Source organism: Acinetobacter sp. IK40 (assembly GCF_035615075.1).
Taxonomy (GTDB): domain Bacteria; phylum Pseudomonadota; class Gammaproteobacteria; order Pseudomonadales; family Moraxellaceae; genus Acinetobacter; species Acinetobacter courvalinii.
The window spans coordinates 234,338-247,871 of record NZ_JANBOE010000007.1 but is presented as its reverse complement, the minus strand read 5'-3'; the positions used below and the strand labels follow the sequence as shown (position 1 = coordinate 247,871).

Below are 13,534 nucleotides of genomic sequence, written 5' to 3'. Positions count from 1 at the left end.
TGGGTGATTTAGCTTAGGCATTGTTTATCACCATCAATCGGTAAGATTTGGCCTGAAATTGAACGTCCGCTATCTGAGGCCAGAAACAGGCATAAATCTGCAATATGTTTTGGATTGACAAAGTATTTGAGTGACTGATTTTTCAGTGCGTTTTGAGTCACTTCTTCAAGTGAGGTATGGGCTATATCGGCACGGGCCTGTAATACACGCTGAACCCGATCACCATCGACCGCACCCGGAAGAATGGCGTTGACCCGAATATTGTCAGAGCCAAGTTCCATGGACAGGGTTTTGGTAAAACCGATCAGCCCCCATTTTGAGGTTGAATAGGCCAAGCGGTATGGATAGCCTAAGCGGCCAGCAATTGACGACATATTAATAATTACGCCTGCCTGTGCTTTTTTTAAATAGGGAATGGCTGACTGGGTAATTAAAAAAGTACTGTTCAGATTCAGGTGAATGACCTGATTCCAGTCTTCAAAACTTAGCTCATCTGCGCCAACAGTCGGGCCTGAGATGCCCGTGTTGTTGACTAAAATATCAATTCCACCAAGTTTTTGAACTGCTTCGCTAAACATCAGTTTAATTTGTTTTTGATCAGCCAAATCACAGCTATGTATATGCAGTTTTGGATAGTCTTGTTGAAACTGTTCTAGGCTTTTAGTACTAATATCACAAACGAAAACTTCATCATGATTATTTAAAAATGCTTCGGCAATGCATCGTCCAATCCCGGAACCACCTGCACTAATCAATACTTTTCTGCTCATTATCATTCCTTTGTGATTATCGTTTTAAATTATTTACCTTGATAAGACGGTTTTCGTTTTTCAATAAAGGCTTGAATACCCTCGTTTTTATCTTCAGTCGAAAATAAGAGCTGGAATGATTTACGTTCGAGTGCCAGTCCGGCATTCAGCGGAACGTCTTCGCTCATCAGCGCAACTTCTTTAATTTGTTGCAGGGCAATAGGCGGCATTTTGGCTAGGCTTTGCGCCATTTGAATCGCAGTTGCAATGGTTTGGTCATCTTCAGTGACTTGTGAAACCAGGCCTATGCAATAAGCTTCTTCTGCCTTGACCATTGCACCTGTCATGATCATGCGCATGGCATGAAATTTCCCTACAGCGCGAAATAAACGTTGGGTACCACCAGCACCTGGCATTAAGCCGACTTTAATTTCAGGTTGACCAAAGGTTGCGCCTTTACCAGCGATAATAATGTCAGCATGCATTGCCAGTTCACAGCCACCACCAAGGGCATAACCATTTACCGCAGCAATGACAGCTTTCGGACATTGGGCAATTGCATTCCAGTAGCGCTCGGTATGGCGAAGTAACATTTCAGTTGATGTGGCTATTGCCATTTCTTTGAGATCTGCTCCCGCTGCAAACACTTCTTCACCCCCTGTCAGCACAATGGCATGAATATCATCATTGAAACTTAACTCGGTGAACGCCTGAGCCAGTTGCTTGCGGACTTCTGTATTCAGTGCATTTTTGGCATCGGGACGGTTAATTTTGACAATCGCCACTTGCGGAGTGGAATAATCAAGCTCAATGAAATTATTCCCTGTTATTTCGCTCATTTTTGAATTCCTTGTTTCGCAGATCAAAACTATATTGTTTTAATCATGCTTATTTTGAAATTTATTTCAAGCATTTTTTATTTTTCTCCGCTGTGTTTTAGGGTTTTATTCACATAAGTATTTGATATTTAGTATTGGTTGATTTTTAAATTTCGTTTAACGAAATTAATTTTCAAAAAAACTTGAAATTTAGGTTTTTATTCTCGTACTATGAAACACATCCACAGTAAACAAGATTTAAAACATCGTCTCTGCAATCAGATGGGAAGTAGCTCTGAGGAATACGATGTAAGTACATAAAAAGGGAGATCACAGATGATCCGTGATGAAGGGATGTTGCAGCAGTTGCTTACAACAATTCGCGACTTTGTAAAAAATGAGTTGATTCCGCGTGAGCATGAAGTTGCTGAGCAGGACAAGATTCCTGATGACATTGTCCAGCAAATGCGTGAGTTGGGTTTATTCGGACTCACCATTCCGGAGGAATATGGCGGCTTAGGAATCACCATGGAAGAGGAGGTCAATGTTGCATTTGAACTTGGACAAACCTCACCTGCATTTCGTTCCTTGATTGGGACCAATAATGGCATTGGTTCTAGCGCGATTCTGATTGATGGTACAGAAGAGCAGAAACAAAAGTATCTGCCACGCTATGCCAGCGGTGAAATTATTGGTTCATTTTGTCTGACTGAACCTGAAGCCGGTTCAGATGCTGCCTCTTTAAAAACCAGTGCAGTCAAAGACGGTGACTTTTATATTCTAAATGGCACCAAACGTTTTATTACCAATGCACCCCATGCGGCGACGTTTACCGTTATGGCCCGCACCAATCTTGACATTAAAGGTGCTAGTGGTATTTCTGCTTTTTTGGTTGAAGCAAATACACCAGGTATTAGTCTGGGCAAAATCGATCAGAAAATGGGGCAAAAGGGTTCTCATACCTGTGATGTGATTTTTGAAAATTGTCGTGTACCTGCCACTGCACTGATTGGTGGCGTCGAAGGCGTTGGTTTTAAGACCGCCATGAAAGTTCTGGACAAAGGTCGACTACATATTGGCGCGTACAGTGTGGGTGTGGCAGAACGTATGCTGGACGATGCACTACGATATGCCATCGAACGTAAGCAGTTCGGTCAACCGATTGCCAGTTTTCAGTTAATCCAAGCCATGTTGGCCGACTCAAAAGCCGAGATTTATGCAGCCAAATGTATGGTGCTGGATGCGGCTCGCCGCCGTGACCAAGGTGAAAATATTAGTACAGAAGCGTCTTGCGCAAAAATGTTCGCCACTGAAATGTGTGGGCGCGTGGCTGATCGCTGTGTACAGATTCATGGAGGTGCGGGTTATATCAGTGAATATGCAATTGAGCGTTTTTACCGCGATGTACGCCTGTTCCGTTTATATGAAGGAACAACGCAGGTTCAACAATTAATTATTGCAAAAAACATGATTCGGGAAGCGACGACCTAATAAAAAATCAAGTGCCATGAGGCAGGGGATGCCTCATATTCTTGCTGAGGATATGGACATGACAACAGATACAGCTACACAAAAAATTGATCGCGGGGAAGCGATTCAAACACCTAAAAAGATTTGGATTACCGCATTTATATTCGCTTTTTTAACATTGTTATGTGACGGGGCAGATTTAGGTTTTTTGGCATTGAGCCTGACCAGTCTTAAAACAGAATTTCATTTAACGGGTGTACAAGCTGGAACATTAGGCAGTTTAACACTTTTAGGTTCAGCAATTGGTGGCCTGATTGGTGGTTGGGCCTGTGACCGCTTTGGTCGGGTCCGCATCATTGTATTCTTTATTGCTTATTCTTCAGTTTTAACTAGTGCGCTGGGTTTTACTGATTCTTATCTGCAATTTGCAGTTTTAAGAACTTTCGGGGCGATGGGCTTAGGTGCGCTCTATATTGCCTGTAATATTTTAATGTCAGAAATGGTGCCAACCAAACATCGCTCGACTGTTTTGGCTACTCTCATGACGGGTTATACCTTAGGTTCTTTGTTAGCGACTTTATTAGCGGGTCATATTATTCCTGAACATGGCTGGCGCTTCCTTTATTGGATTGCAATTACGCCTGTGGTGTTGTCAGTTTTAATGCACTTTTGTGTACCTGAACCTGAGTCTTGGAAAAAAGCACGTCAATTAAAAGCGCTAGAAGTCGCTCAAAGTAACCTACCTAAAAAACGTCAAAACCCATATCTTGAAATTTTAAGAGATAAGAAACACGGCACCATGTTTGTACTTTGGATTATTAGTACAGGTGCATTGCAGTTCGGTTATTACGGCGTAAGTAACTGGTTACCGGCTTATTTAGAGTCTGATCTTGGCATCAAGTTTAAAGAAATGGCCATGTATATGGTCGGTACTTTCCTGATTATGATGTTTGCCAAAGTAATTGCAGGGATTGTTGCCGATAAATTAGGACGTCGCGCTGTATTTGCTTTTGGAACCATTGGTACAGCCTTATTTATTCCAGTCATTGTCTACTTAAATACACCAACGAATATTTTATGGATGATGCTGTTCTTCGGTTTCCTTTACGGTATTCCTTACGCAATTAATGCCACCTATATGACAGAAAGTTTCCCGACCTCTATTCGGGGCTCGGCAGTGGGTGGCGCTTATAACATTGGTAAAGTACTTTCTATTTTCTCTCCATTAACAATTGGTTTTCTATCTCAAAATGGCTCGATTGGTTTAGGTCTATTAGTGATGGCGGGTGCTTACTTTATCTGCGGCGTAATTCCATTGTTATTTATTAAAGACCGACTATTTAACCCGCAAAAAGCAGAGTGATGGCTTGCGCTGTTACTTCAATTGAAGGATGAAAAAGGATACGTGAGATGATAAATAAAATCACAGCGAATATCGAACCGATTTTAAACGCAATTCCAGATGGTGCAACCATCATGACCAGTGGTTTTGGGGTTACAGGTCAACCTGCAGAGCTCATCGAAGCCTTAATTGATCTGGGAAAAAAAGAGCTGACCATTGTCAATAACAATGCCGCTTCCGGTGATCGGGGATTAACAAAATTGATCATCGCCGGATGTGTAAAGAAGATGATCAGCTCATTTCCAAAGTCAGCAGGTTCAACAGTATTCCAGGACTTGTATCGCGCAGGAAAAATCGAGTTGGAACTGGTACCCCAAGGCAATCTGGCATGCCGTATCCAGGCCGCAGGTGCGGGTTTAGGGGCAGTTTTTACCCCGACAGGTTATGGAACCAAAATTGCTGAAGGCAAAGAAACCCGCAGCATTAATGGGAAAAACTATGTGCTTGAATATCCGATTGATGCTGATTTTGCCCTAATTTATGCCGACAAAGCCGATCGTTGGGGCAATTTAACTTATCGCAAGGCGGCACGAAACTTTGGGCCGATTATGGCCAAGGCTGCAAAAACCACCATTGTTCAGGTTAACGATACGGTTGAGATAGGAACACTCGATCCCGAGTGTATTATTACCCCAGGAATCTTTGTACAACATGTTGTGAAAGTAGGAGATATCTAATGTCAGTTCAAAAACGCTCTCGTGAAGAGATTGCCATGTTGATTGCACAGGATATTCCTGAAGGTGCATATGTCAATCTGGGCATTGGCCTTCCCACCAATGTCGCCAAGTATCTGCCTAAGGATAAGGAGATATTCCTGCATTCTGAAAATGGTGTTTTGGCTTTTGGGCCACCTCCACAACCTGGCGAAGAAGATGAGGATCTGGTCAATGCTGGCAAGGAGTTGGTGACCTTACTGCAGGGTGGCTGTTTTATGCATCATGGTGATTCGTTCGACATCATGCGTGGCGGGCATCTGGATATTTGTGTCATTGGTGCCTTTCAGGTTGCGGTCAATGGGGATTTAGCCAACTGGCACACCGGCAAAGCTGATGATGTACCTGCTGTAGGTGGGGCAATGGATTTGGCTGTGGGCGCTAAAAGTATTTATGTGTATATGGAACATGTGACTAAAAAAGGTGAGGCAAAAATTGTTGAAGCACTCACATATCCCATCACTGGCGAGCAATGTGTCGACCGTATTTACACCGATTTATGCATTATTGAGCTCAAAGATCAGCAAGCCTATGTCAAGGAAATGGTATCAGGTTTAAGTTTTGAACAATTACAGGCGCTGACAGCCTGTCCATTGATTGATGCGCGAGTGGCTTAACTGAAGCACACGGAAACAACTATCTTAAAGGATTAAAAGATGAAAAAACTCATTTTAGCGACAGCATGTGCTGTCGCTTCAGGGACTATTTTTGCCAATACGGCAACCACGACAGAACAAAGGATCAATCTGTTAGAAACCGAATTGCAAAAATTAAAGGCAGAGCTGCAAGCACAAAAGCAGACGCAAAATAATTTGCAGGTTAAACAGGCAAAAATTGAAGAAAATGTAGAAAAAAATATCACTGCCGAGACGGCAAAGCCGATTGCACCGTCATGGGTGACCTGGACCGATAATGTAAAGGTGTATGGAATCGCCCGGCTGGATGCCGCAGTTGATTTTAAATCCTCACCCGATTCCGGCGGAAGAACCACCAGCAGTATTTATCGGACTCCATTTGAAAATGATAAACGCGCGAATCATTCCCGTTCCGATGCAAGTATTAATGCCAGCCGACTGGGAGTATATTTCAATAGTCCGGACAAGGCGGTCACAGGCAATGTCGAAGCTGATTTCTTTGACAGTTCCAATATGGGAACGGGAGATGGCAAGTTCCGTATTCGCCATGCCTATTTTACCTATAAAGACTGGACCTTTGGTCAAACCTGGTCATTGATGTCCAATATGGAAACCCGAACCGAGTCCGTGGACTATACTCAGTTTATGGGGACGTCATATACCCGTACGCCGCAAGTGCGTTATGACTGGAAAATTGATCAGAATCACGACCTGAAAGTTGCTTTGGAGCATACCGGGTCACGGGTTTCCGCTTTTCCTTCATTGACGGGGCGATATACCTTTAAGCAAGGCCCTCTGACTGCATTGGCGCAAGGTTTCGTGAACGAAAAATCAGTCGATGTAGCCAAAGATACGGTCAAGAAAGTCAGTTGGGGCGCTGGAACAGGATTAAAATACCAATTTGATCCGCAACAATCTGTTCAGGCGAATTATCAATATATTGTAGGGGATCAGAAGTTCATGCCTTATACCACGCAAAGTGGTTTGGCAAATGCAACTGCATTGAATGCGGCAGGTGATTTCTCTTTAGATCAGGATAAAACCGATTTGCTGATGAATAAACTGCATAGCTTTAATATTGGTTATTCGTATAAATTCAATGATCAGTGGCGTAGCAATCTATCTGCTTCTTTATTTGAATATGATGACAATACTGAATATGCCAAGCTGAATCAGGATGCGAATAAACGTTTAACCGATTATGCTGCCAATATCTTTTACTCACCAGCCGAGCAAATTGATATCGGGCTCGAATATCATCAGGGCAAACGTGAAGTATTTGATGGCAGAACAGCGGATGTATCGCGTCTTAACTTTGTATCCATGTACAAGTTTTAAAAATAGGACAGGCTAAATGGAAAAAATGGTTCGGCCCGACACAGACACGATATTGTCAAAAAGTTTTATTTTCATCATGGCAGTGACATGTGGCCTTTGTGCAGGGTCGAACTATTATAACCAGCCTCTGATTTATTCAATTGCTCAAGCCTTGCAGGTGAATGCAGAGCAGGTAGCGTTTACCATCGTCATTGGCCAACTGTCTTATGCAGTTGGTCTTTTTATTCTGGTTCCGCTTGGGGATTTTTTTGAAAAGCGGCGCTATATCTGTGTGTTGATGTGCTGCACCGGATTTGCCCAAGTGGGCTTGTCGTTTAGCCAGTCCTTGCCAGTACTGTATGGTTTCACCTTTTTAGCGACCTTCTTTTCGATCGCAACACAGGTGCTGGTCCCATTTGCCTCAGGATTGGCGAGACCTGAAAAAAGTCCGCAAATTGTAGGGACCTTAATGAGCGGTTTATTTCTGGGGATTTTACTGGCCAGATCGGTTGCAGGGTTACTATCTACAATCTGGTCGTGGCATGCCGTCTATTTATTAAGTGGTTTGTTGATTTTAGCGTTTGCAGTAGTGATGTGGTTAAAGTTACCCGATGCCCGAAAATCCCATCAATTAACGGTTCTACAAATTTATCGTTCTTTATTTTCTTTGGCGACACATCAACCCCATTTACTCCGTCGTGGTCTGGCGGGCGGAATTGGCTTCGGTATTTTGGCACTGATTTTTACCACGATGACTTTTATTTTGGCGAATGAACCGTATCACTTTAACGATTTCCAGATTGGTCTTTTTGGTATCGTTGGACTGGCAGGTGTTTTTGCAACGCCGTGGGCGGGAAAGCAGATTGCAGCAGGTGGGGAAAATCGGGTCGCACTTATTTGTATGTGGTTACTGATAATCGCATGGATACCGCTGTATTTTGCCCAGCAGTCATTATTTGCCTATGCCATCGGGGTTATTCTGGCTTACTTTGGTTTGTCTGCCTTTCATGTTTTAAATCAAAATCTGGTGTACCGGATTTCCGCAGAAGCACGTTCCCGTATTAACTCGATTTATATGACCCTGTATTTTGGTGGCGCAGCATTAGGTTCCTTCATTGCTGTGTATGCATGGAAACATTGGGGATGGCCGGCCTGTGTAGCTTTGGGGCTTAGCATGGCTGTGATCAGTTTTATGATTGATCGTCTGGATTTTCGTGCAGTAAAGAATGCTGAGCTGGAGAAGCAAGCCTCATAAAGAGGCGCTTTCTTTCTAGGCCTTGCGAATAATCATTAAAGTCGCAGCAGCAAATGCATACACTTTTCCATTCTCATCGACAATTCTACCTTCAGTCGTAATGATATTTCGTCCGGCATTAATCAATTCGGCCTGCGCGTAATAAATACTATCAACTTGCATAGGACGAATCATTTTTACATTTAAATCAATGGTTCCATAGCCAACGCCATGTTCAAGTAAGGTATGTGCTGCACTCCCGGTGACAGTATCCAGCGCTGTTGCACAAAAGCCGCCATGCACACCACCCTGTATATTTCGATGTTGCTGTCCAGGGGTCACTTTATAAGTCGCTTTTCCTTTTGAGACTTCGACCAGTTCCATGGGAATGGTGTGAGCCATGGGAGAAGCAGAGACCTCACCATTTTTTAAAGCAGTTAAAAATTCAAGACCAGTGTATTTCGGGTTATCCATAAATCATCCTTGCAAGTCTAAGCAATCTCATCAACATACTATAATTTAATTTTTTACGGAATATAATTTCGTAAAGCAAAATTTTATTTTCAGCTTTATTTTTTATGGAAATGCATTTTAGATTTATATTTTTATATTTATACAGTGTCTTACGATTTTTTTAATGTGAATCTGGAAGTGGTTTTACAAAATTAAAGCTATTAAAATGAAAATAAATTTTGCAATAAGAAATTTATTTGATATTTTTAAAGTCAGGAATAAGAAAAGTTCATTCAGGATTATCGCTTGATTGCATCTTGGTGAAAGATAGATAAGGAAAAAACCATGCCTTTATACAAAGCTCCTCAACGCGATATGCAATTTGTGCTGCATGAATTGCTTCAAACCGAACAAAACTACCAAAAATTATCTAAATATCAGGATGTCGTTAGTCGTGAACTGGTGGATCAATATTTAGAGGCTGCAGCAGATTTTTGTGAAAATGAGTTGGCACCGATGAATCAAAATGGCGATCAGGAAGGTTGTCATTTAAACCAAGGGGTAGTCACCACCCCGAAAGGCTTTAAAGAAGCTTATGATAAATATGTGGAACTCGGTTTTACTTCACTCACAGCCGATCCTGAATATGGCGGTCAAGGTTTACCGACACTGCTGCGTATCGCGATTTCAGAAATGTTGTGTGGCTCGAACTGGGCGTGGGCGATGTATCCGGGTTTATCCCATGGCGCGATGCGCACCATTGAGCATCACGGCACTGAACAGCAGAAACAGCTATTTTTAACCAAGTTAATCACAGGTGTCTGGACCGGCACCATGTGTTTGACAGAGTCGCATGCAGGGTCTGACCTGGGGCTAATCCGGACGAAAGCGCTACCCAATCCAGATGGAAGTTATGCCATCACGGGGGAAAAGATTTTTATTTCTGCAGGGGAACATGATCTTTCTGAAAATATTATCCATATTGTGTTGGCACGTTTACCGGATGCGCCTGCGGGTACCAAAGGAATTTCGCTGTTTATTGTGCCTAAAATGAATGTTGATGATCAGGGAAATCTACAAGGCCGAAACAATGTGATATGTAGCGCGATTGAACATAAGATGGGAATTCATGGCAATGCCACCTGCGTTTTAAATTTTGATGCTGCAAAAGGTTATCTGATTGGCCCTGAAAACCGTGGGCTAAACTGTATGTTTACCTTTATGAATACCGCCCGCATTGGCACGGCTGTGCAAGGACTGGCTGCATCCGAGATTTCTTTCCAGGGTGCTTTAGCCTACGCCAAAGATCGTTTGGCCATGCGTTCTTTAGCGGGTGCAAAATGCCCGGATCAAAATGCAGATCCAATTATTGTCCATCCTGCTGTTCGCAGCATGTTAATGACCCAAAAAGCTTTCTCTGAAGGAGGGAGGGCGTTGGCTTATTTTCTGGCGCAGCATGTCGATATTGTGGAAAGTTCCAATGACCCGGAGCAGTGTGAAAAATCAGATCATTTACTGGCCTTGCTAACGCCTATTGCCAAGGCTTTCCTGACTGAATCGGGAAATGAGTCTGCCAAGCATGGCATGCAGATCTTTGGCGGGCATGGATTTATTGTTGAGCATGGCATGGAGCAGATTGTGCGTGATGCAAGGATATCTACCTTGTATGAAGGCACTACTGAAATCCAGTCTTTAGATTTACTGGCACGGAAAGTATTGAAGTCCGAAGGCAAACTGTTAAAAAACATGACCGATTTAATTGAGCAGTGGATTATTGAGCATCAGTCCAATACAACCCTGTCAGTTTACGGGGAAAAACTCACTGAACTGAAGCAGCAATGGTTATCGCTGACCCGCGATATTGCACAAAAAGCCAAGCAAAACCCAGAAGAAATTGGTGCGGCTTCGGTCGATTATCTCTATTTTTCCAGCTATGTGGTCTTTGCCTATCTTTGGGCACGGATGGCTCAGGTTGCTCAAGAACAGTTGCTTGCAGGAACGACAGAAGAAAAGTTCTATCAGGCCAAACTCACGACAGCCAAGTTCTTCTTTCAGAAATTATTACATCGTACCCAAGCACATGCCGCTGCTATTGCATCTGGAGCTGAGGCTGTGATGGAACTGGATGCAGCGGCTTTTGCATTCTAAGTCTGTGTGGAACGGTCTGGATTTATTTAGGAGTCTAAACAGAAATGGAATTTGAACATATTTTGCTTCGTCAACACAATCGGGTCGGTTATTTGACGCTGAATCGTCCAGAAGTGCTGAATAGTTTCAATGAACACATGCATCGTGAAATTGCAGCAGCCTTAGATCTGTGGGCAGTTTCCAAGGAAATCAAAGTGGTAGTCATCTCTGGCGCAGGCAAAGGTTTTTGTGCTGGACAGGATCTAAGATCACGGGGGATGGATGTTATTGCTGCGCCGGATTATGATGCAGGCGCAGCTTTAGAAAAACTCTATAATCCGCTGGTACTTAAAATTACAGACATGACCAAACCCGTCATTGCTGCGGTAAATGGCGTCGCTGCCGGCGCAGGTGCCAATCTGGCATTGGCCTGTGATTTGGTGGTGGCTAAACAGTCTGCTGTCTTTATACAGTCTTTTTGCAAGGTTGGCCTGATCCCTGATGCGGGGGGAACATGGAATTTACCGCAACTGGTCGGTTTGGCCCGTGCCAAAGGGCTGACCATGCTGGGAGAAAAGCTTTCTGCCAAGCAAGCCCTGGATTGGGGGTTAATCTGGGAGGTCTATGAAGATGAGCTGTTCGAAGCAAATGTCACCGCATTGGCTGAACAGTTGGCCGAACGTCCCGGTAGTTCAATTGCATTGATAAAAAAAGCGTTAAATCATGCTGCAGACAACACGCTTGCTGAGCAGTTGCAACTGGAGCGCGAATTTCAGCGTATCGCAGGACAATCAGACAATTATAAAGAAGGTGTGGCCGCATTTATGCAAAAGAGGAAACCTGACTTTAACTAGATGCATTGACTATGCATGGCCTTTACATCTAAAAATGAAAAAGAGTATTTGCTATCGGAAGCACTTAAATAGGGAGATAACATGAGTTTAAAAGACATGGTTTCGACAACCGAATGGGACGCGCGTTGTCAGTTAGCGGCTTTATATCGATTGATTGCCTATTATCGGATGACGGATCTGATCGATACCCATATTAGTCTGCGTGTACCTGATGAGAAGGGGCATTTTCTGATTAATCACTATGGCATTCCATTTGAAAAAATGAAAGCCTCGGATCTGGTGAAAATTGATGGTGCAGGCAATATCGTAGAAGATTATGATCAAGGTAAAACAGTCAATGTCGCCGGTTTTGTCATCCATTCCGCATTGCATGCTGCGCGTGAAGATATTCACTGTGTCATTCATACCCACACTGCCGATGGAATTGCAGTTTCAGCACAGCAGCAGGGTTTGTTGCCCATCTCACAACACGCACTGAAATTTTATAAAAAAGTCAGTTATCACCAGTATGAAGGTGTCGCACTATCGACTGAGGAAAGAGTACGGCTGGTTCAGGATCTGGGCAATCATCGTGTCATGATTTTAAGAAATCATGGCCTGCTGGCAACAGGGGATAGTGTGCAGCGTGCTTTTCATGAAATTTATTTTTTAGAGCGAGCATGTCAGGCCCAGATCAAGGCGCTTGCGGGTGGGGCGCAATTGCATTTTCCTTCCGAAGCAGTGTGTGAACATACAACCCAGCAGTTCGAATCTAACGGTGTTGAAAAAATTATTCTAAATGCCTGGAACGCCGCCTTGTCTTTAATTGAACAGCAGCGTGAGGAATACTGTACATGATTGTAATTGCAACCACGGTGCCCAAGGTTCAAAAATGGCTTGAAGATGCATTTTTACAATATGCTCCACCAGGTTCGTACTGTCTGGCAGACAGTGAGCAGGCTCAATTTGCCACCACGGCAGTTTCATGGTTTCCCGATCTGGATCATCTGGAGAAGTTACCTAAATTAAAACTGATTCATTCAATGGCCGCTGGCGTTGAACACCTGAATCTACAAAGAATTGGGTCACAATATAAAGTATGTCGGGTGGTCGATCAGCTCCATCAACAAGGGATGTTCGATTATCTGCAATGGGGTGTTTTATATTATCAACGGTTCTTTGATCAGGCCTTTGCACAAAAGCAGCAACAACGCTGGCGACAATATCCGCAACGAGCGCATGCTGAAGTAAAAATCGGAATTATGGGCCTCGGGCAAATGGGCGCCTATATGGCGAAACAGTTTGCCGCACTGGGTTATCAGGTTGCTGGCTGGTCTCGTAGTCCTAAACAGATCGCACAGGTCACATGCTATGCCGGTGCTGAAGATTTTCATCAGTTTTTAGCACAGGCGGAAATTCTGATTAATTTATTGCCACTTACGGAAAGTAATCAGGGGATTTTATCAAAATCTTTATTTGACCAGCTTCCTGAACAGGCCTGTATTATTAATTGTGGTCGTGGTCAGCATCTGGTTGAGCAGGATTTATTAAATTATCTGGATTCTGGACGTTTACGTGGCGCGATTCTGGATGTTTTTACCAAAGAGCCCTTGGCTGAACATCATCCACTTTGGCAACATGAAAAAGTGGTGATCACGCCGCATGTTGCTTCACATGCACCCTGGTCAATTGTGGTGAATCAGATTTTGGAAAATGATCAACGGGTGATGCAGGGCCAAGCTTTGTTCAATCAGGTGGATACCTTAAAAGGCTATTAAATCGG

Annotated in this window: 13 protein-coding genes; 10 read left to right on the top strand and 3 right to left on the bottom strand. The window is 43.4% G+C overall.

The window, feature by feature from the left end; all coding sequences use genetic code 11:
• Positions 1–8: 8 nt before the first annotated feature.
• Positions 9–770: an SDR family oxidoreductase gene (locus MSG93_RS14000; protein WP_324622253.1), complete on the bottom strand. Its 762-nt coding sequence runs from the start codon at positions 768–770 to the stop codon at positions 9–11.
• A gap of 29 nt (positions 771–799) precedes the next feature.
• Positions 800–1,588 (bottom strand): enoyl-CoA hydratase, encoded by a 789-nt coding sequence (locus tag MSG93_RS13995; protein WP_324622252.1) that lies wholly within the window; start codon positions 1,586–1,588, stop codon positions 800–802.
• Between the two features lie 315 nt (positions 1,589–1,903).
• On the opposite strand from MSG93_RS13995, the gene MSG93_RS13990 reads away from it, so the two are divergent.
• The 6 genes from MSG93_RS13990 to MSG93_RS13965 are packed head-to-tail and all read left to right on the top strand — an operon-like array spanning position 1,904 to position 8,359.
• Positions 1,904–3,058, top strand: coding sequence for an acyl-CoA dehydrogenase family protein (locus MSG93_RS13990; RefSeq protein WP_324622251.1), 1,155 nt, complete (start codon positions 1,904–1,906; stop codon positions 3,056–3,058).
• A 58-nt stretch (positions 3,059–3,116) separates the two neighbouring features.
• Complete coding sequence (locus MSG93_RS13985; RefSeq protein ID WP_324622250.1) at positions 3,117–4,400, top strand: MFS transporter; 1,284 nt, start codon at positions 3,117–3,119, stop codon at positions 4,398–4,400.
• Between the two features lie 47 nt (positions 4,401–4,447).
• Positions 4,448–5,116: a 3-oxoacid CoA-transferase subunit A gene (locus MSG93_RS13980; protein ID WP_324622249.1), complete on the top strand. Its 669-nt coding sequence runs from the start codon at positions 4,448–4,450 to the stop codon at positions 5,114–5,116.
• The gene (locus tag MSG93_RS13975; protein ID WP_324622248.1) at positions 5,116–5,769 is read left to right on the top strand and encodes a 3-oxoacid CoA-transferase subunit B; all 654 of its coding nucleotides are present in this window, start codon (positions 5,116–5,118) and stop codon (positions 5,767–5,769) included. Before MSG93_RS13980 ends, MSG93_RS13975 begins: the two co-directional genes overlap by 1 nt.
• 39 nt (positions 5,770–5,808) lie before the next feature.
• Positions 5,809–7,125, top strand: coding sequence for an outer membrane trimeric porin-like protein DcaP (gene dcaP, locus MSG93_RS13970; protein ID WP_009515877.1), 1,317 nt, complete (start codon positions 5,809–5,811; stop codon positions 7,123–7,125).
• A gap of 16 nt (positions 7,126–7,141) precedes the next feature.
• The gene (locus MSG93_RS13965; RefSeq protein WP_324622247.1) at positions 7,142–8,359 is read left to right on the top strand and encodes an MFS transporter; all 1,218 of its coding nucleotides are present in this window, start codon (positions 7,142–7,144) and stop codon (positions 8,357–8,359) included.
• Positions 8,360–8,374: 15 nt separating this feature from the next.
• Here MSG93_RS13965 and MSG93_RS13960 read toward each other — a convergent pair whose 3' ends face one another.
• Complete coding sequence (locus tag MSG93_RS13960; protein ID WP_005287063.1) at positions 8,375–8,812, bottom strand: PaaI family thioesterase; 438 nt, start codon at positions 8,810–8,812, stop codon at positions 8,375–8,377.
• Positions 8,813–9,136: 324 nt separating this feature from the next.
• On the opposite strand from MSG93_RS13960, the gene MSG93_RS13955 reads away from it, so the two are divergent.
• From MSG93_RS13955 to MSG93_RS13940, 4 genes are all read left to right on the top strand, one after another.
• A complete protein-coding gene (locus MSG93_RS13955) occupies positions 9,137–10,939 on the top strand; it encodes an acyl-CoA dehydrogenase C-terminal domain-containing protein (protein ID WP_324622246.1) in 1,803 nt (600 codons plus the stop codon).
• Between the two features lie 44 nt (positions 10,940–10,983).
• Positions 10,984–11,772, top strand: coding sequence for a 2-(1,2-epoxy-1,2-dihydrophenyl)acetyl-CoA isomerase PaaG (paaG, locus tag MSG93_RS13950; RefSeq protein WP_324622245.1), 789 nt, complete (start codon positions 10,984–10,986; stop codon positions 11,770–11,772).
• Between the two features lie 81 nt (positions 11,773–11,853).
• The gene (locus tag MSG93_RS13945; protein ID WP_324622243.1) at positions 11,854–12,609 is read left to right on the top strand and encodes a class II aldolase/adducin family protein; all 756 of its coding nucleotides are present in this window, start codon (positions 11,854–11,856) and stop codon (positions 12,607–12,609) included.
• The gene (locus MSG93_RS13940; protein ID WP_324622242.1) at positions 12,606–13,529 is read left to right on the top strand and encodes a glyoxylate/hydroxypyruvate reductase A; all 924 of its coding nucleotides are present in this window, start codon (positions 12,606–12,608) and stop codon (positions 13,527–13,529) included. The genes MSG93_RS13945 and MSG93_RS13940 overlap by 4 nt, the downstream gene beginning before the upstream one ends.
• The last annotated feature ends 5 nt before the right edge of the window (positions 13,530–13,534 follow it).